General features: G+C 58.8%; 17 protein-coding genes and 1 pseudogene. 9 read left to right on the forward strand and 9 right to left on the reverse strand.

What is annotated here, in order from left to right:
- Positions 1-11 precede the first annotated feature (11 nt).
- Together AC0TOF_RS00335 and AC0TOF_RS00340 are read right to left on the reverse strand one after the other, a co-directional pair.
- Positions 12-2,180 (reverse strand): annotated as a pseudogene (locus AC0TOF_RS00335) (autotransporter family protein); the annotation flags it as partial.
- Between the two features lie 144 nt (positions 2,181-2,324).
- A complete protein-coding gene (locus AC0TOF_RS00340; protein WP_473766772.1) occupies positions 2,325-4,283 on the reverse strand; it encodes a beta strand repeat-containing protein in 1,959 nt (652 codons plus the stop codon).
- 512 nt (positions 4,284-4,795) lie between these two features.
- Here AC0TOF_RS00340 and flhA point away from each other — a divergent pair.
- The 6 genes from flhA (at position 4,796) to AC0TOF_RS00370 (ending at position 10,081) form a co-directional block, all read left to right on the forward strand.
- A complete protein-coding gene (flhA, locus tag AC0TOF_RS00345; protein ID WP_473766784.1) occupies positions 4,796-6,859 on the forward strand; it encodes a flagellar biosynthesis protein FlhA in 2,064 nt (687 codons plus the stop codon).
- A gap of 280 nt (positions 6,860-7,139) precedes the next feature.
- Positions 7,140-7,907, forward strand: a complete 768-nt coding sequence (gene fliR / locus AC0TOF_RS00350) for a flagellar biosynthetic protein FliR (protein ID WP_473766773.1) — start codon at positions 7,140-7,142, stop codon at positions 7,905-7,907.
- 8 nt (positions 7,908-7,915) lie between these two features.
- Positions 7,916-8,317: a hypothetical protein gene (locus tag AC0TOF_RS00355; protein ID WP_473766774.1), complete on the forward strand. Its 402-nt coding sequence runs from the start codon at positions 7,916-7,918 to the stop codon at positions 8,315-8,317.
- A gap of 83 nt (positions 8,318-8,400) precedes the next feature.
- On the forward strand, positions 8,401-8,976 hold the full coding sequence (locus tag AC0TOF_RS00360) for a rod-binding protein (RefSeq protein ID WP_473766775.1): 576 nt from the start codon (positions 8,401-8,403) through the stop codon (positions 8,974-8,976).
- 98 nt (positions 8,977-9,074) lie between these two features.
- Entirely contained in the window at positions 9,075-9,542 is a 468-nt protein-coding gene (locus AC0TOF_RS00365) for a flagellar protein FlgN (protein WP_473766776.1), read from the forward strand.
- Positions 9,539-10,081: a hypothetical protein gene (locus AC0TOF_RS00370; protein ID WP_473766777.1), complete on the forward strand. Its 543-nt coding sequence runs from the start codon at positions 9,539-9,541 to the stop codon at positions 10,079-10,081. The genes AC0TOF_RS00365 and AC0TOF_RS00370 overlap by 4 nt, the downstream gene beginning before the upstream one ends.
- Here AC0TOF_RS00370 and AC0TOF_RS00375 read toward each other — a convergent pair.
- The 4 genes from AC0TOF_RS00375 to AC0TOF_RS00390 all read right to left on the reverse strand — a co-directional run bounded on the left by AC0TOF_RS00375 (position 10,069) and on the right by AC0TOF_RS00390 (position 12,732).
- Entirely contained in the window at positions 10,069-10,404 is a 336-nt protein-coding gene (locus AC0TOF_RS00375) for a PilZ domain-containing protein (protein WP_006469386.1), read from the reverse strand. The genes AC0TOF_RS00370 and AC0TOF_RS00375 overlap by 13 nt on opposite strands.
- Before the next feature lie 237 nt (positions 10,405-10,641).
- Positions 10,642-11,058, reverse strand: coding sequence for a Fur family transcriptional regulator (locus AC0TOF_RS00380; RefSeq protein ID WP_121983520.1), 417 nt, complete (start codon positions 11,056-11,058; stop codon positions 10,642-10,644).
- On the reverse strand, positions 11,055-11,915 hold the full coding sequence (znuB, locus tag AC0TOF_RS00385; protein WP_473766778.1) for a zinc ABC transporter permease subunit ZnuB: 861 nt from the start codon (positions 11,913-11,915) through the stop codon (positions 11,055-11,057). The genes AC0TOF_RS00380 and znuB overlap by 4 nt, the downstream gene beginning before the upstream one ends.
- Positions 11,869-12,732, reverse strand: a complete 864-nt coding sequence (locus AC0TOF_RS00390; protein WP_473766779.1) for an ATP-binding cassette domain-containing protein — start codon at positions 12,730-12,732, stop codon at positions 11,869-11,871. Before AC0TOF_RS00390 ends, znuB begins: the two co-directional genes overlap by 47 nt.
- 171 nt (positions 12,733-12,903) lie before the next feature.
- Here AC0TOF_RS00390 and znuA point away from each other — a divergent pair, with 171 nt between their 5' ends.
- From znuA to zigA, 3 genes are all read left to right on the forward strand, one after another.
- A complete protein-coding gene (gene znuA / locus AC0TOF_RS00395) occupies positions 12,904-13,896 on the forward strand; it encodes a zinc ABC transporter substrate-binding protein ZnuA (RefSeq protein WP_473766780.1) in 993 nt (330 codons plus the stop codon).
- 255 nt (positions 13,897-14,151) lie between these two features.
- A complete protein-coding gene (locus AC0TOF_RS00400; RefSeq protein ID WP_473766781.1) occupies positions 14,152-14,886 on the forward strand; it encodes a DUF4198 domain-containing protein in 735 nt (244 codons plus the stop codon).
- 30 nt (positions 14,887-14,916) lie between these two features.
- Positions 14,917-16,116, forward strand: coding sequence for a zinc metallochaperone GTPase ZigA (gene zigA, locus AC0TOF_RS00405; RefSeq protein ID WP_473766782.1), 1,200 nt, complete (start codon positions 14,917-14,919; stop codon positions 16,114-16,116).
- Between the two features lie 3 nt (positions 16,117-16,119).
- On the opposite strand, the gene AC0TOF_RS00410 is transcribed toward zigA, so the two are convergent.
- The 3 genes from AC0TOF_RS00410 to AC0TOF_RS00420 form a co-directional block, all read right to left on the reverse strand.
- Positions 16,120-16,551, reverse strand: coding sequence for an RrF2 family transcriptional regulator (locus tag AC0TOF_RS00410; RefSeq protein ID WP_122003137.1), 432 nt, complete (start codon positions 16,549-16,551; stop codon positions 16,120-16,122).
- Between the two features lie 150 nt (positions 16,552-16,701).
- A complete protein-coding gene (locus AC0TOF_RS00415; protein ID WP_473766785.1) occupies positions 16,702-17,568 on the reverse strand; it encodes a glucosamine kinase nucleotide-binding domain-containing protein in 867 nt (288 codons plus the stop codon).
- A 90-nt stretch (positions 17,569-17,658) separates the two neighbouring features.
- On the reverse strand, positions 17,659-17,854 hold a 196-nt coding region (locus AC0TOF_RS00420; protein WP_473766783.1), incomplete at its 5' end, for a hypothetical protein.

Consider the following 17,854-nt stretch of genomic DNA (forward strand, 5'->3'; position numbering starts at 1 on the left):
GGGTTTGCGCCTTACCACTTGACCTTGAAGCCGACGGTGCCCTTGAGGGCGTAGCTGTCGGCGAAGTGGTTGAGCGCGGTGTTGATCGAGCCTTCGCCATAGACGGCATATTTGTTGTCGGCCCAGCCATAGGTGCCGCCAGCGCCGATACCGCCCCAGGTCCGGTCATTGTCGGTGTCGAAGTCGACGCCCGCCACATTGACCGACGATCCACCCAGCATCTCCTGATAGAGATTGGCAATGCCGTAGACGGTGGTGTTGACCGTCAACCCATCCTCGCCCTTCCAGCTATTGGCATAGTTGGCGGCAAGGCCGAGCCGTCCGATCAGGCTGTCGCCGTCATGCAGGCTGACGCGGCTGTCCCATGCATCGCGGAAGCTGTCGGCATCGATCGATGAGTACATCAACTGTGCCTGCGGGGTCAGCGACCAGTTCTGGTCGATGGCGATCCGCTGGCCTGCTTCGATGCTCAAGGCATAGCCGGTTGCCTTGCGGCCATCGGCAAGACCCTGATTGGCGGTCCAGGAGGTGAGATCGCTGTCGAACCACGTGACCTGCGCCTGACCGTCGACATAGAAGCCGGAATTGCCATACCAGGTGGCGGTAGCGCCAAGGCTCCAGCCATCGGTGCTGATCGCGCCATCGCCGTGGAAGGAGGACACATCACCCTTGGCATGGCCATATTGGCCGGTGATACCGGCGATCAGCTTGCCACTGTCGCTCTCATAGAACTGGCCGTCGACACCGGCCTGCATGATGAAGGTGTTGATGTCCTGCTTCATGCGGCTCAGCGACGTATCGGGTTCAAGGCGGTTATGGGCGCCTTCGATACGCGCCCACACGCCCTTGTCGTCAACGGCGGCACCTGTGGCCTTGCCATCGCCGTTCCGGCCCGTCCAGTAGCGCTCGCCCACACGTTCCTGCAAGGTCGGCAGCTTGTTGAGCGCCTGCATGTTCTGCAGATAGCCTTCATAGACTGGAACCGACGGGCTGTAGCGCGGATCAGGGCCTGGGCCTGGATTGTCAAGCTGGCTGGTCAGATACCAGTTACCGTCCTCATTGCCGGTGCCCGAGCCCTGTTGCAGCGTATAGGCATAGGCACCGCCGTGAATCGCCTGCTTGCCGTCCTTGGTGACAAAGTCACCCAGCAGCGAGAAGGTGCCGTTCGACTGGCCCTGAACATCGACCACTTCGATGCCGTTGACCGTCTGTGCGCCAAGCCCGTCGCGATTGATGACCTTCAGGTTGGTGTTGCCAGACGTATCGCCGCCGACCTTGAGCATGTCGGTCTTGGAATCATCGCCATTCAACACGCTGTTGATGACAAGCGTGCCGCCATTGCCGGCATAGTTGCCGGCAACGGTCAGTGTGGTTCCGCCAGAGCCACCGAAATCAACCGTGCCGGAATTGGAGAGGCCGACCATGTTGGTGTCATAGCCGCCAAGGCCGATAAGGGCATTGTTTGCCAGCGAATAGGTGGACGTGCCGGAGAAAGCGCCTGCGGCACCTTGCACCAGAGCGCCGCCATTGACATTGGTCTGGCCCGCATAGCTGCCAGTGCCGGAAAGCGTCAGCGTGCCATTGCCGTTCTTGGTGATGCCCCCGGGACCGTCCATCATGCCGGAAAAGGTCGTATCGATGTCCTGATCGAGCGTCAGCCTGCCGGAGCCGAGCGCCACATAGCCTGCACCGGCAAGGCCGCCAACCGTTTCATTGACACCGGCCAGATCGGCAGTGCCGTCTTTTTCGACCGTCAGCAGGCCCGAACCAAAGGCGTGATCCACAATCCCGGCCTTCGCCGTGCCCTTCTCGACGGTGAGGCCGCCTGTGAACGTGTTGTCGCCCGAAAACACCGTCGTGCCGCTGCCGCGCTGCACAACATTGCCACCGCCGCTGATCGCGCCGGTGAAGTTATAGATATCCGAGCGGTTGAAGGCCAGCGTGCCATGACTATAGGAATCGCGCTTCACCACCACATCGCCCAGAATGCTGCCGCTATTGCCGCCGTCGCCGAGTTGAAGCGTGCCCTGGTTGATCGCCGTGTCGCCGGTATAGCTATTGGCGCCGGTCAGAACCAGGGTGCCATAGTCGAGCTTGCTAATGCCCTGATTGCCGCGCAGCTCGCTTGCTATCGTCGCGGTTATGCCAGCCCCGGCAGCACTGCCATCACCGACACGGATCGTCGGGTTCTTACTACCTTCAAGCGTGAGATAGTCGCCGGACAGCACATAGCCATCCGTGGAGAACGCCAGCCCCTGCGCCCTCAAATCCCCGGCACCGTCATCCACGGTGACCCGATGTCCGACCGTGCCGCCGAACTGCGCTTAATCACCCTGGTTCCACACACCGATTGAACTGCCGTTAATATCCGTCCAGTTCTGATTGGTCGCATTCCATGTACCGTCACCGCCAGCCCATATATTGTTGGCGACCTGTCCGGCAACATAGAGATTATACTGGTGATCCGGGTTCCGGAACTGCATGGCGCTCCGATCCGAGCCGGACGGGACATTGCCCAGCGTCAGGCCATTGCCCGACAGCGTGCCGCCATAATCAAACAGGCGGTAAAGGCCGACACCGAAATCGCCCTGATCGGTGATATTGAGCGTGCCGTTCAGCGTCAGATTGCCATGCACGTCAAACAGGCCGTTCCCATTCCCCGATTTCCCGAGCGCGACATTCACAGTGCTGCCCAGAGCCAGCGAAAGATCATTCTTGAATGTCAGCACATTGCCCTGGTTACCGTCGAGCGCGCCGCCACTGGCCACCTTGGTGTTGCCGATGATCGTGCCGGTGCCGCCAAGCTTTGCGCCAGTCGCAACATCCACCGTGCCGCCCAATGTGCCGATGACAAACAATCCGCCGACATCGACCGCCGTGTTGCCGACAAATGCGCTGCTGTCGCCCGTCAAGACCAGAGAGCCCGCACCGACCTTCTGCACGGCACCGGCTCCCTCAAGCGAACCGGAGAAGATCAGGTCGTCGAAGCGATTGAAGACCACTTTCGTGTCATCGACAATCGTGCCGTTCAGCGCCCCCGTCGTCCCACCATTGCCGATATGAAGCTCGCCGCCCGTGACGTAAGTGGTGCCGCTGAAAGCCGAACCATCGCCCGTCAGCGTCGTGACGCCCGTCATCTGATTGATCGTGCCCGGACCCGAAATGGCCGCCGACAGAAGATAGCTTGCATCCGTATAGTTGAACGTCAGTGTGCCAGTGCCAGAACCAAACACTATCGATTGAGCGTTGAGCTGCCCCGCCACCGCCGCCACATCTTGTGCAGCAGCACCAATGTTAACGGTCCCGGAGGAGCCTGAGAAATAGGCGATTTCAACCGATCCGACATTGACCGCCCCTCGATCCGAGATTGTCAATGAACCAGTACCTTGCCTACCAACGTAGACAGGACCGAGGAAGCCGTTAGGGTGATTAATGGTCCATGACGAACCCTGACCGGTTACGGTTACGACGCCGTTGCCAGTCGTCTCCGAACCAATTTCAACATAGGTTGCTTGAAATTCGGCAATACCGCCCTTCTCTATTGTCAGCGATCCGGTTCCACTGTCCCCAATTTCGAGCCATAGTGTGTATTGTCCTCCTGCTTTCAAGGTTGAACCAACGCCGCTGACAAGAACAGAGCCAGTCGAGCCAGAATTTACACCAATTCCTAAAGTGCCCTGATCGGAACTAAATGAGCCCCCATCCGTGATATTCAGCGTGCCATTTCCGCCAAGTCCTATCTGGAGGCGGTTTGTGCCGTCCATAATTGAATTTACTCCGGATATATTAATGGTGCCAATTCCATCCACGTCCTGCCCCAGAATAACAGGCCTAGGAGTGTGTACCCTGGAGCCATTTTCGATATTCAGAATTCCCTCACCAGAATCGCCAATAATGATTCCTGGCTCATTGTCTATCTGAACGTTATGATCATAAACATAAAGAGTAGAATTATTAAGAGTAATTATCCCTGTAGTACCACTGCCCATGCCGATATGAAGATTAAGATGGGGGCGCAGTGGGTCGCCGGGCTGGGATACTGTTTTGTCGTGAATAATGGCATCCTGTAGCGACAGGGTGCCATCACCCGTGCTGCCAACGACAATATCCCCATTGTATTGCCACTCAGATTGGCCAGGGGGCGGTGTTGGCGTTACATCACCTGTATATGTTATTCCAGCCTGCGCGACAGATGCTGATGAAGCGAGCGCAATAGTCCCAACAGCCACGCCGGAAAGAAGCCCGGTACGCGAGAAAACCGTGCCCGATATTTTTTTATGCATATCTCAACTCCGAAAGCAGAACTATCGAATGTAGAATTAGAAAATTCCCCAAAATACATTAGAAGTTACTGAATAATAAAAGCCAAATCTTTATTTTATATTTGCTAAAATCGCCCGTAATAGCCGCATAAGACAAGCAGCGCTTATCTTACTTATACGTGGTTTCATAAAGACTCAATACATTTATACAGAAACACAATAAATAATTTATTGTTATAAAATCTATAATTAGTAATATATAATATGATTTGGCCGTTCTGATAAATATTTAAATGAAAGGCAAATATTCGAGCGACGATGATGTAAGGGTACGATAATAAAGTAATAGTTTTGCGGTGAGGACTGGTGTTGTTCCGGTTAATACTGAATGGTTGGAGCCGTTCTGGTCATCCGATGCGGAGCCGTTTCACACTTTTCGGGATGCGCTTTGGTAGCCTTCGCGCAAGCTTCGCAAGCTAGGGTCCGCTTCGAAACAGGAGACGGATGTGCAGCAGGCAGCGGCTAAACCCTTCATGAAAAGCGGATTTCTGACCGGCAGCGACATGGGTCTGGCGGTTGGCATCATCATCATCCTGACGGTGCTTTTCCTGCCTGTTCCGGCGGTCGTGCTGGATATCGGGCTGGCGTTCTCCATCGCCTTCTCCGTCCTGATCCTGATGGTGGCGCTGTGGATCCAGCGCCCGCTCGATTTTTCCGCCTTTCCGACGGTGCTGCTCATCGCCACCATGATGCGATTGTCGCTCAACATCGCGACGACGCGCGTGATTCTCACCCACGGCAATGAGGGATATCTCGCCGCCGGTCACGTGATCCACGGCTTCTCGCAATTCGTGATGGGCGGCGATTTCGTCATCGGTCTGGTGGTTTTCTGCATCCTGATCATCGTCAACTTTCTCGTCATCACCAAGGGCGCGACGCGTATCGCGGAAGTGGGCGCGCGCTTCACGCTCGATGCCATCCCCGGCAAGCAGATGGCTATCGATGCCGATCTCTCATCCGGCCTGATCGATGAAAAGGAAGCGCAGCGCCGCCGCCGCGAGCTGGAAGAGGAAAGCTCCTTCTTCGGTTCCATGGACGGTGCCTCGAAATTCGTGCGCGGCGATGCGATTGCGGGCCTCATCATTACCGCCGTCAATATTTTCGGCGGCATCATCATCGGCGCCACGCGCCACGACATGGATATTGCGCACGCGGCTGACGTCTTCACCAAACTGTCGGTGGGCGATGGTCTGGTCACGCAGATTCCGGCGCTGATCGTCTCGCTCGCCGCCGGTCTTCTGGTGTCGAAGGGCGGCACGCGCGGTTCCGCCGATCAGGCGATCTTCGGTCAGCTCGGCGCTTATCCGAAGGCGCTTCTGGTCGCGGCCATGCTGCTTTTCGTCCTCGGCATCATGCCGGGCCTGCCAGCCTTTCCCTTCTTCATGCTGGGCGGCGCGATGGCTTTCATCGGCATTGCCGTGCCGCGCCGTCAGGCGCGCCAGCGCGAGGCGGAAGCGAACGAGGCCGGCAAAAAGCAACGCGAACAGGAAGAGCAGGAGCGCAACTCGGTCAAGGCGTCGCTTGAAACCAATCAGATCGAGCTTTGCCTCGGCAAACAGCTTTCCGCCCGGTTGATCGCCTCGCAGCAGGAACTAGCGCACCGCGTCAACAAGATGCGCCGCAAGTTCGCGCAGGAATACGGTTTCGTCATCCCTGAAATCAAGGTGACGGACGATATAGCGCTGCCGCCGAAAAGCTATCGCATCAAGATACACGGCACGGCTGTCGCCAGCCACGAGCTGCGGGTCGGCGAAACGCTTGTCGTGCTGGGCGAGCGCCCGATTCCGTCCATTCCGGGTGAGGAAGTGCGCGAACCGGCCTTCGGCATGCGCGCCTATTCCGTGCCGGAAACCTTTGCGTCCGATCTGCGCCGCGACGGCTACATGACCGTGGACAATCTCTCGGTCCTGCTGACGCATCTGAGCGAAATCGTGCGCAACAATCTGGCCCAGCTTCTGTCCTACAAGGACATGCGCATTCTGCTGGACCGTCTGGGGCCGGAATACCGCAAGCTGCTGGAAGATATCTGCCCGTCGCATATTTCCTATTCGGGCTTGCAGGCGGTGCTCAAGCTTTTGCTCGCCGAGCGCATTTCCATCCGCAACCTGCATCTGATCCTCGAAGCCATCGCGGAAATCGCGCCGCTCGTCCGCCGCCCGGAAATGATCGTGGAGCATGTGCGCATGCGCATGGCGCAGCAGATTTGCGGCGACCTGTCCGACAATGGCGTGCTGAATGTTCTGCGCCTCGGCAATCGCTGGGATCTGGTTTTCCACCAGAGCCTCAAGCGTGACGCCAAGGGCGAAATCGTCGAATTCGACATCGATCCGCGCCTGCTGGAACAGTTCGGCACGGAAGCCTCCGCCGTCATCCGCAAGCATTTCGACAATGGCGAACGTTTCGTGCTGGTGTCCTCGCCGGAAGCGCGGCCCTACATCCGCATGATTATCGAGCGGCTGTTCGCCACGCTGCCGGTGCTCTCCCATGTCGAGATCGCCCGTGGCGTGGAGGTGAAGTCGTTGGGCGCGATTTCATAGTCAACGGCCGATTGATCCCTCGATCCTTCGATCCTTCGAGACGGTTCCCTTCGCTCCGCTCAGGGAACCTCCTCAGGATGAGGGGCGCGAGGGTTGGAGAGGTTGGAGACGCCCGCTATGTGCTCAGGGCGCATCTCCTTTGGGACGAGGAAAAAGTCTTGGCGCCCACGCCCCTCATCCTGAGGAGCCATGCCGAGCTTGTCGAGGCTTGGCGTCTCGAAGGATCGAAGGATCGAAGGACGAGGGGAATAGTTATTGCTTCACGATGAAAGGGCCCTGAGTGCCTGTCGCACAATTGCCGCTCAATGAAATCATCCTGGCCGCCGTTCTGGCGTTCTGCCGCATCGGCGCCTGCCTGATGCTGATGCCGGGGCTTTCGAGCGCGCGCATTCCGTTGCAGGTCAGGCTGTTCATCGCGCTCGCCTGTTCCTTCGCCGTGCTGCCGCTGGTGCTGCAACGCATCGTCACCGTTGTCGATGCCGGGCAGCCGTGGACGCTGTTTCGCCTGATGGCGAGTGAACTGTTCGTCGGTGCGGTTATCGGCATTCTGGCGCATATCTATTTCTGGGCGCTGCAATTCATGGCCAGCACGATGGCGGTTTCCGTCGGCTATTCCGGTTCTCCCGCCGATGCCATCACCGAAAGCGAACCGCAGGCGACGCTTGCAACCATCGTCACCTTCAGCGCGCTGTTCCTGTTCTTCATCACCGACATGCATCTGGAGATTTTCCGGGCGCTGCTCAATTCCTATGTGGCCATTCCGGTTGACGGACAGTTTCGCCCTGACGCGGCGATGATCGATTTCACCGATGCGCTTTCGGCGGCTTTTCTGGCGACGCTGCGCATCGCCGCGCCCTTCATCGTCTTTGCGATTCTGGTCAATTTCGCCATCGGCCTCGTCAACAAATTGACGCCGACCATACCGGTCTATTTCGTGTCGATGCCGTTCGTGCTGGGGGGAGGGCTGCTGGTGGTCTATTTCATCTTGCCGGAACTCCTGCGCTTCTTCACCAACGAAACTGCCACGCAGTTGCGCGAACTGTTCTGAGGGCCGCGATGACAAACCCGCGCAATCTCAAGAAGCTGATTGAACTGCAAAAGCTTGGCAGCGCCCGGCTGGAACAGGCGCTTGCCGCAGCCAATGCGCGCAAGGGCGCGCTGGATGAAGAGCGCGAGGCGCTGATCGCCATGCAGGACCGCCGCTATGACGGCGATGCGCTCAATATCGATCCATCGCTGCTGATCCGGCGTCTGGGAAACAATGCCGCCGAATCGCAGCAGCTGGAACGGCGGCTCGATGTGCAGCGCAAGGCGCTTTTGCAGGAACAAAGGCGGGTGGAATTGCTGGAAGGTCGCTTGGCGGACACCAGAAACGAGCGGGAACGGCGCGAACTTTCCAGCCTGATCGAGGAATTTATTAGCCGGAAAACGACAAATCGCTCGCAAGGCCCTGATTGAGCACAAAAACGAGGCTGAACGCACGCACAAGTTTCAGTCAAGTTTGATCCATTATGGTGCACATAACAAACAAGGAGTGATGCATGGCGATCAACCCGCCGTCAGATCTGGTGATGGACGTGGCGCGCGCCGCCGATCCGCAAGCCTATCGCATGGCGGCGGAACGGTTGAGAGCGCCGTCCGCATCCGCCGCCAGCGGTGGGCTGACGCAGGATGGTTTCGCCAGCTTTTCCGACAGCCTCGCGGCTGGGGTCAGCGTGCGGCCGGATGTGCAGAACGCGGCCAATCCGGCCTATCGCAAGTTCGAGGCCTTCATGCTGCAATCCTTCGTGCAGTCGATGTTCACCAGTGACACGACGGCGACCTTCGGGAAGGGGATTGCCGGTGAATACTGGAAGTCCATGATGGCCGAGGCCATGGCGAACAAGATGGCGGATGGCGGCGGCGTCGGCATTGCCAGGTTGCTTGAGGAGCAGGCGGCGCGCAACGGACGGCCAGACGCGCCGACGACGGTGGCCTTGGGAGACGTGATCGACAATCTGGGAGACCAGATGAGCGAGAACGCCGTTTCGAAGGACATTGTGCATGGCTTCGAACGCAAGCTCATTCAAAAGCAGCTGGAGCATGTCTCCCGAAAGTGGGAACCGGTTTCGGGATAAGGACATGCGGCAAAATGAAAAGATAGACAACAGCGACACGGACAGCGCGCGCGGCTGATTGGCCGTAACGACAAGCGTCATAATTGAGGACCCCCGAAATGACCGAGACAAGCTCTGAAAACAGCCTGCCAGAGGATTCGCTGATCGTCGCTATCACGAGCGAACCCGGTCAGGCGCTGGCAGAGGAACCGGCCGAGAACCCGACATTGAAGCCGGTCGTGCGGGCGATCCAGCGTCTGGAAGACGTGATCGATACGGAAACGCGCCTTCTGCTGGATGGCGGCAATCCGGATCTCGCCGAAATCAACGCCCGCAAGAGCCGTGGACTTTACGATTTCAACAAGGCGATCAAGAAAGCGGCCAGCGCTGCCGAACCGGCAACGATGAAGCGGCTTCAGCCGCTGCTGGACAGCCTGAAGCACAAGCTTGAAAAGAACTGCGAGGCGCTGCAACTGCATCTGCGCGCTGTCGGCGAACTGGCCGACCTCATCCGCGGCGCGCTGGAAACGCAGGAAGCCGACGGCACCTATTCCATGCAGAGCGCGAGGCTCGGTCACGCACGATGATCCGCATCATTGCCATCGGCCTGTGGATTTGCGCCGTCGCTTTCGGCTCGCTTTTCTTCGCCGTTCGCCAGAACGCCTCATCCGTGGATGGGGCGCAGGCCGCGGTCGGCGGTTTCGGCGGCGTCGACTACGTGAAGACGGACGTGATGAGCGTGCCGATCATTTCGAATGGCGATGTGGCCGGTTACGTGGTGACGCAGCTTGTCTATACGGTCGATTCAAACATTCGCAAGAAGCTGAGCGTGCCGCTCGAATTCTTCATCAGCGATGAAATCTTCCGCAAGTTCTATGGCAGCTATTCGGATACCAAGGAGGTCGAGAAGGTGAGCTTCGAGGACGTGCGCGCCTCGATCATCTCCGATCTCAATGCGCGGTTCCCCGAACCGGTGATCAAGGACCTTCTGGTCGAGCAGTTCAACTATATTTCAGCCGAAGAAATCCGCGCCATGAACATGCGCGGCACGCCGACGCCGACCGCACCCGGAAAGCAGGCGCCCGAAAAGCAGGCAAATGCCGAGCCTGCCAGTCACAGCGAATAGTATTTTCCTGAAAGCTGGGCGAGGCGTTCTTCGTCGAGCGGCGTGACTGCCGGGTCGGATACGAGCTCCACACCCATTTCACGGCCATTGCGCCAGGCGACGCGGGCCAGAAGCGCGCGACCGTAATAATCATCGAACAACCAGAAACGCTCAGGCAGGGTGGGGACTTCGACGGTCCTCAGCTTGGCGCCATGGGGCGCGATATCGCTGAACTGGCACTCGATGATAAACCGCCCGTCGAGGCCCACGATCTTGCCCGAGCGCAGCCTTGTGCGCTGTCTCTCTTCCCTGCGACGTTCATGGGATGGCTTAACCCGCGCCATATCAAAATCTTACCTGCTGTTCCCCACCGCATCGGCCTGAAAATCGAAAACGATTTTCGGAAAGCACGATGCGCAGTTTTAAGAGCCCAGTCTAGCAGGTTTCGATTGCCGATGCGTTACTTTTTGAACCGGGAATCTGCGGGCATGGTTACCTTGAACAGGTTCGTATCTGTTTGAGTATGATCTTTTTCCGCATTATCCTACGCAAAACCGTTTCACACTTTTGCTGGAAATGCTTCAATGCTCGCCGCAGGCTTCGCAGAGGCCACGCAGCTCCAGTGTCGTCTTGCGCGACTTGAACCCGTTCTGGAGGCTCCATGCGCTGACAAGGTTCTCAATCGCCGCGTCGGAGAACTCCGTCACCTGACCGCATTTCTCGCAAATCGCGAAAGCCACGAGGCCCTGCTGATGGCATTGCGGATGGGCGCAGGCAACGAAGGCGTTGAGGCTTTCGAGGCGATGGATCAGCCCGTAGTCGAGCAGCTTTTCCAGCGCGCGATAGACTTGCAGCGGCGCGCGGAAACCGTCGTCGCGCAGCTGGTCGAGGATCGTATAGGCGCTGAGCGGGCCATCCGCCTTGGACAGCACGTCGAAAACCAGTGTCTGATTGCGGGTCAGGTCCTGCGGGGCGTGATGATGGTGATGGGTGCTCATTGTCCAGCGATCCGTTTCGGTGATGCTTGTTCCCTCTTATGTAGGGGTAACAGGCTCAAAATGAAAATGGCAAGCGCCGCGACCACGATGGACGGGCCGGACGGCGTGTCGAAATGAATGGAGCCATAAAGTCCGCCGATCACCCCGGCAGCACCGATCAGCGAGGCGAGGATGGCCATCTGTTCGGGCGTGGAGGAAAAGCGGCGTGCGGTTGCCGCCGGAATGATCAGCAGCGAGGTTATCAGGAGGATTCCGACGATCTTCATCGCGATGGCGATGACGATGGCGAGCAACAGCATGAAGACAATGCGCGACAAAGCCGGGTTCATGCCTTCGGCGCGCGCTATGTCCTCGCTGACGGTGGCGGCGAGGAAAGGACGCCACAGCCAGGCCAGAACCGCCAGCACGAACACGCCGCCGCCATAGATGAAGGCGATATCCATGCGCGAGACGGCCAGAATATCGCCGAACAGGAAGGACAAGAGGTCGACCCGCACCCATGTCATGAAGGCGACGAGGACGAGGCCAAGCGACAGCGTGGCATGGGACAGGATGCCGAGGAGCGAATCCGCCGACAATGTATGGCGGCGCTGCAAGAGCAGCAGAATGGCGGAAATCGCCACCGCGACCGCGAACACGCCGATCATCATATTGATGTCGAAAACAAGCGCCAGCGCCACGCCGAGAAGCGCGGAATGCGCCATGGTGTCGCCGAAATAGGCCATGCGCCGCCACACGATGAAGCAGCCGAGCGGCCCGGTGGTGAGCGCCAGTCCGACACCGGCGACGATGGCGCGGGTGAAGAAGTCGTCAAGCACGGGGCGCGCTCCCTTCGTGGTGATGGTGGTCATGGTCATGATGATGGCCATCATCGGCATGGCAGTGATCGGTCACGGAACCATCTGCGTGCAGCACGCGCCCGTCAGGCAGATGCGTGTGATCGTGGTGATGCTCGTAGACGGCGAGCGGCCCGACGGCCCGGCTGCCGAACAGCCGCACATATTCGGGGCTTGCCGTCACGTCGCGCGGGGTGCCGCTGCAACAGACATGGCCATTGAGGCAGATGACGCGGTCGGTCGCCGCCATGACCAGATGCAGGTCGTGCGAAATCAAAAGCACGCCGCAGCCGGTGTCGTCGCGCAGCTTCGCGATCAGCTCGTAAAGCGCGGCTTCGCCGGAAAAGTCGACGCCCTGTACCGGCTCGTCCAGCACCATGAGGTCCGGCTTGCGGGCAAGCGCGCGCGCCATCAGCGCCCGCTGGAACTCGCCGCCTGACAGGTTGGCGATCTCGGCCTTTGCAAGATGCGGGATGCCCACCACTTCCAATGCCGCCTCGATATCCTTGCGCGCGAGAGGCCCGGTCAGCGTCATCAGGCGCTCGACCGAAAGCGGCAGCGTGCGGTCGATATTGATCTTCTGCGGCACATAACCGATGCTGAGCCCCGGCGCGTGGCTCACATTGCCTTCGTCCGGCTTCAGGATGCGTAGCGCCATCTTGGCGGCGGTGCTTTTTCCCGCGCCATTCGGCCCGATCAGGGTCACGATTTCGCCGCGCTCGACAACCAGATCGACATTGCGCACGAGCCAGCGCCCGTCGCGATAGACGCCGGCGCCTTTCAGTTCGATCAATGTTTCCCGCGCCTTTTGGGCGGGGAGGGCGGTCTTCCTGCTCATCTGTTCCGGGCTTTTCTCAGTGTCTTTTCCGTTGGCCACCCCGGTTTCAATTTTTGCAAATTGGGGGTTGCCTCACCTTATGACAGACGTTATAGCATAACGCAACAGACGTAATAAAATAACATATCACTTGAATATGATGTCCTTCATCAATCACCCAAGAGAGAGACCATGAAACATCGCCGCTCCCTCCTTCTCGCCTCGGCTTTTCTCGCCGGTTTGACCCATGCCGCCTTTGCTGCGGAACGTGACGGCGTTGTCGTATCGATCAAGCCGCTCCACTCGATTGTCTCGGCGGTCATGCAGGGCGTGGGCGAGCCGAAGCTGATCGTGCAGGGCGCGGGTTCGGAGCATGTCTACAGCCTGAAACCCTCCGATGCCGAAGCCATCGAGCACGCCAGGGTGATCTTCTGGGCCGGACCGTCGATGGAAACCTTCCTCGACAAGCCCATCGACACGCTGGGCGAGGGCGCAAAGGTTGTCGCGCTTGGTGATGCAGACGGCCTGACGAAGCTGAAGTTCCGTGAAGGCGGGCCGTTCGAAGCGCATGACCATGGGCATGAAGAAGGCCACGATCATGCCCATGATGACAAGAAGAACGATCATGCCGCTGAAGCTTCCGAAGCCGGGCATGACCATGGCCACAATGAATATGACCTGCATTTCTGGCTTGACCCGCAGAACGGAAAGGTTCTGGCGGCGGATATTGCCAAGACACTCGCTGAAAGCGACCCGGAACATGCCGCGCAATATGAAAAGAACGCGAAGGACTATGGCGAGAAGATCGACGCGCTGACGGCGGAAGTCGCCAGCGAACTGGAGCCGGTTAAAGACAAGCCATTCGTCGTCTTCCATGATGCCTATCAATATTTCGAAAATCGCTTTGGCGTGAAGGCGGCCGGATCGATCACGGTCAGCCCGGAAAAGGCGCCGGGCGCGGCGCGCATCAAGGAAATTCACGAGAAGATCAAGTCGCTCGGCGCAGCCTGCGTGTTTTCCGAACCACAGTTCGAGCCGAAGCTGGTGAAAACCGTTATCGACGGAACGGATGCCAAAACCGGCGTTCTCGATCCTCTGGGTGCCGAATTGAAGGATGGGCCGGACCTTTATCCGCAGCTTATCCGCAATCTGGCCAGTTCGCTGAAAACCTGCCTGTCGAAATAACAGCCGCAGCCGCTTCCCTTTGCTGGATGCCCCTGCATTCAGAAAGCGGCTGCGATTGTGCCGGGCTGCAACCTGCTTGAACTTGCGGGCGGCCCGGCACTCAAGAAACCCGAACAAGCGCAACGCGCTTGGTTACTTCGCTGCAAAGCGCGTCAAGCGTAAAGCGTGTTGCCGCTTTTCCCGTACATTTCTGGCGGCTTTAACCGCCGATTTTTACCGCTAAGATTGTTACGATATAACATAAAGGAGATATGGATGCGTAGCTTTGTAAGGGCGCTTCAGGCCGGTGCCGTTTTGACTTTTCTTGCTCCGGCAGTAGCGGGTGCGCATGGCATCTGGATTGCCGAGCGTCATGGAACGCAGGCTGTCGTGTACGGCCATGGCGCAAGCGACGAGGCCTATGATCCGCAGAAGCTGAAGACGGTGACCGCCAAAGACGGGGACGGCAAGGATGTTGCCGTGAAGATCGAGCGGCAGGAAGATCATGCCCTGCTCGGCGTGCCCGGAAATGCGGTTGTGGTCAGCGGCATGCTCGACAATGGCTTCTGGGCCGAGGGTCCGGACGGCAAGTGGGTCAACAAGCCGAAGTCCGAGGTTCCGGGTGCGAAACAGTCCAGCCAGAGCCAGAAATTTGCCGTCGCCATTCTCGATCATCTGCGCAGGAAGCCCGAGCCGCAAGGCTTGCCGTTTGAAATCGTTCCCCTGATGGACCCGACGATTTTGGAGGCGGGTAACGAGCTTCCCGTGCAGGTTCTGCTTGACGGAAAGCCGGTGGAAGGCGTCGCTGTCACGGCGGATTATGTCAATGACAGCCACGCGGCGCCGGCAAAGACCGACGCCGAAGGCATCGCCACAATCAGGATTCGCAATGCGGGTCTCAATGTCGTTGCCGCGGGCCATTCCAAACCGCTGTCCGACTCAACGGAAGCCGACAAGCTCAGCTATTTCACCACGCTGACCTTCAATCTCGATCAGCATCACCACGATTGATCCCTTCCAGTTTCACCAAGGAACGCAGTGATGAGAAAAAGACTGCCCGTCACCGTCCTGTCCGGCTTTCTTGGCGCCGGAAAGACGACACTGCTCAACCACGTGCTCAACAATCGCGAGAACCGCCGCGTGGCGGTGATCGTCAACGATATGAGCGAAGTGAACATTGATGCCGCCCTCGTTCGGGAGGGCGGCGCCAATCTCTCCCGCACGGACGAGCAACTGGTCGAGATGACCAATGGCTGCATCTGCTGCACATTGCGCGACGATCTCCTGAAGGAGGCTTCGCAACTGGCGGCACAGGGCCGCTTCGATTATCTGCTGATCGAGTCGACCGGCATAGCCGAACCCTTGCCGGTCGCCGCCACGTTCGAGTTTCGCGACGAGAAGGGCAACAGTCTTTCCGATGTCGCCCGGCTCGATACGATGGTGACGGTTGTGGATGCGGCCAATCTCCTGAAGGACTATGCGTCGAGCGACTTTCTGCGCGATCGCGGCGAATCTCTTGGCGAGGCGGACGAGCGCACGCTTGTCGACCTTCTGGTCGAGCAGATCGAGTTCGCCGACGTCGTGGTGTTGAACAAGATATCGACCGCTTCAAGAGATGAGCGGGATCTTGCCCGCAAGGTCATCCGTTCGCTCAATCCCGATGCCCGCATTGAGGAGGCCGATTTCGGCCAGGTGCCGCTCGACGCCCTATTGGACACGAAGCTGTTCGACTTCAACAAGGCGCATGAACATCCGCTCTGGTACAAGGAGTTGCACGGTTTTGCCGCGCATACGCCCGAGACCGAGGAATATGGCGTTCGCTCCTTTGTCTATCGCGCGCGGCGTCCCTTCGATCCCGAACGGTTCCAGTCTTTCATCGACAAGGGCTGGCCGGGTGTCGTGCGGGCGAAGGGCTTCTTCTGGCTGGCGACACGGCCGGATTTCGTCGGCGAGATCAGTCAGGCGGGGGCCTTGGTGCGCACGGGAAAAAGGGGCCGCTGGTGGTCCTCCGTGCCCAGGCAATACTGGCCGGAGGAACCCGAATGGCAGCGCGCCATGGAACCGTATTTCCATAAAGTCTGGGGCGACCGGCGTCAGGAGATTGTATTCATCGGCGTCGATCCGATGCGGGAAGATGCGCTCATCGATGAACTGGACCAGTGTCTCCTTGAGGAAGAAGACTTTGTGCCGGAACGCTGGTCGGGGCTGAACGATCCGTTTCCGAACTGGTCGCCAGCCTGAAGCCTATTCCGACAGTGAGGCTATATCCATGGCCCTGCTGTCGGCCAGCGTTCGGTGATCCAGAACGCTGGCGATGGCTTCGCGCACGTCGAGCATCATATGGCGCACCTCGCATTCGTCCTCATCACAATCATCGCACGGGCGATAGTCTGTCTTGCTGGCGCAGGCGATGGGGGCAAGCGCGCCATCAAGCGCGCGGATGATATTGCCGATGGCAATTTCGTTGGCCGGGCGGGCAAGGCAGAAGCCGCCGCCCTTACCCTTGCGGCTCAGAACGAAACCGGCATTGCGAAGCTCGGTGAAAATATTGTCGAGAAACTTGCGCGGTATATGGTGCTTCTCGGCGATCTCGCTGGCCGAAACCAGTTGCCCGTCCGTAACGCCCGCCAGATGCACCATGGCTTTCAGGCCATATTTGCCCTTTTTAGTCAGCATGCCACCCCTGCAGGGCATTTCCTCGAAGACCGAAACCGCCTTCGTCCGGAAAATGCGTGAAAAGAATACGCCCGCCAGCAAAAACCGGCCTCATTGATCTAGAAGTTAGGGGGTAAACCCCGCCACGACAAGTCTTTTTGCCGCCAGCGGTCAATCGCGACCGTTCTCCAGCAAAGCAAGGGATAATGCGCCCTGCAGTGCATTGCCGAGCGCGGGTCGATAGAGGTCCCGATGCGGCAGAAACGGCAGCGCCGCATAGGAAGCGGCAAGGCCTCCCGTCATGCTGAACCGGCCGAGCCTTTCTATGCCGAGCCGATCCAGACCGCGTGCAATATAAGTGCAGGCGCGTTGCAGGATCGACATGCCAAGCGCATCGCCCTTCTGCGCATAATCGAAGAGAATAGGTGCAAAGGTGGCATAGTCCGCAGCCATCGCCGTGCGCGAGAAGGCGATGATCTGGCGCATGTCGCCGCCGAAGCGGGCCAGCACAGCATCGACGAGCTCCGTGCATTCAGCCATTCCATCCAGTGCGAGCAGCGTTTCTTCGAGCAGTTCCCGCCCAAGCCGCGCGCCGCCCGCCTGATCGCTCAGCATGAAGCCGCGACCGCCGACAATCTCGAAAGCCTCTCGTTCTCTTTTGACGAAGACTGAACCGGTGCCGAGAATGACGATAGCGCCATCGTCCTGACCGAGCGCGCCTTGCAGGGCGCTGACCGCGTCGGAAACGATCTTCACCCTGCCGAAAGGGAGTTGGCGCTCCACGCTGTCCTTGTCGGCAAGCGAATTTGCGCCCGCGAGCCCCAGCACCGCGCAGGTCTCTCTTAGTATGGCGACATCGAGCCCCGCATCATGCGCGGCCTGCTTCGCTGCGCGCACTATATTGTCCAGCGCGGTGGCCGGGTCGGCGCCGATATTGGCAGGGCCGCTTGTCCCCCGGCCCACGGTCGAGCCATCGCGGTCGGCGAGAAGCGCCCGGCACCCGGTGCCGCCGCCATCGACCGCCAGAATATAGGGCATAGGCTTCATGTTCTTCCCCGATTGTCATGCCAACCGTCACGGAATCGTCGCAACTGTTCGAATCGCCAGTTTTTCACGGTTGAAATTTGGTTAAAAAGGACCATATTGGCTGTGGAAAGAAAATTCCTGTTTTTTTGAGAAACTGCGTTGACAGTTTTGCTTGGTGGGGTCTATATGGCGCCACAACGAGGGCGGCGGCGCCGCAAGCGGCAGGCTGATGCGTCCTTGGAGTTGGTTGAAAGAGTTGGGCAGCGATGTTTGATTTGAGTAGGCTGGCGGCGTTGAC

This window comes from Ochrobactrum sp. PL_is501 (genome assembly GCF_055816895.1).

What these genes read in the sequence shown, in the direction of transcription:
- AC0TOF_RS00340 (WP_473766772.1), bottom strand. Translation starts at nt 4,283, where the DNA reads ATGCATAAAAAAATATCGGGCACGGTTTTCTCGCGTACCGGGCTTCTT.
- flhA (WP_473766784.1), top strand. Translation starts at nt 4,796, where the DNA reads ATGAAAAGCGGATTTCTGACCGGCAGCGACATGGGTCTGGCGGTTGGC.
- AC0TOF_RS00355 (WP_473766774.1), top strand. Translation starts at nt 7,916, where the DNA reads ATGACAAACCCGCGCAATCTCAAGAAGCTGATTGAACTGCAAAAGCTT.
- AC0TOF_RS00360 (WP_473766775.1), top strand. Translation starts at nt 8,401, where the DNA reads ATGGCGATCAACCCGCCGTCAGATCTGGTGATGGACGTGGCGCGCGCC.
- AC0TOF_RS00365 (WP_473766776.1), top strand. Translation starts at nt 9,075, where the DNA reads ATGACCGAGACAAGCTCTGAAAACAGCCTGCCAGAGGATTCGCTGATC.
- AC0TOF_RS00370 (WP_473766777.1), top strand. Translation starts at nt 9,539, where the DNA reads ATGATCCGCATCATTGCCATCGGCCTGTGGATTTGCGCCGTCGCTTTC.
- AC0TOF_RS00375 (WP_006469386.1), bottom strand. Translation starts at nt 10,404, where the DNA reads ATGGCGCGGGTTAAGCCATCCCATGAACGTCGCAGGGAAGAGAGACAG.
- AC0TOF_RS00380 (WP_121983520.1), bottom strand. Translation starts at nt 11,058, where the DNA reads ATGAGCACCCATCACCATCATCACGCCCCGCAGGACCTGACCCGCAAT.
- znuB (WP_473766778.1), bottom strand. Translation starts at nt 11,915, where the DNA reads ATGACCATGACCACCATCACCACGAAGGGAGCGCGCCCCGTGCTTGAC.
- AC0TOF_RS00390 (WP_473766779.1), bottom strand. Translation starts at nt 12,732, where the DNA reads ATGAGCAGGAAGACCGCCCTCCCCGCCCAAAAGGCGCGGGAAACATTG.
- znuA (WP_473766780.1), top strand. Translation starts at nt 12,904, where the DNA reads ATGAAACATCGCCGCTCCCTCCTTCTCGCCTCGGCTTTTCTCGCCGGT.
- AC0TOF_RS00400 (WP_473766781.1), top strand. Translation starts at nt 14,152, where the DNA reads ATGCGTAGCTTTGTAAGGGCGCTTCAGGCCGGTGCCGTTTTGACTTTT.
- zigA (WP_473766782.1), top strand. Translation starts at nt 14,917, where the DNA reads ATGAGAAAAAGACTGCCCGTCACCGTCCTGTCCGGCTTTCTTGGCGCC.
- AC0TOF_RS00410 (WP_122003137.1), bottom strand. Translation starts at nt 16,551, where the DNA reads ATGCTGACTAAAAAGGGCAAATATGGCCTGAAAGCCATGGTGCATCTG.
- AC0TOF_RS00415 (WP_473766785.1), bottom strand. Translation starts at nt 17,568, where the DNA reads ATGCCCTATATTCTGGCGGTCGATGGCGGCGGCACCGGGTGCCGGGCG.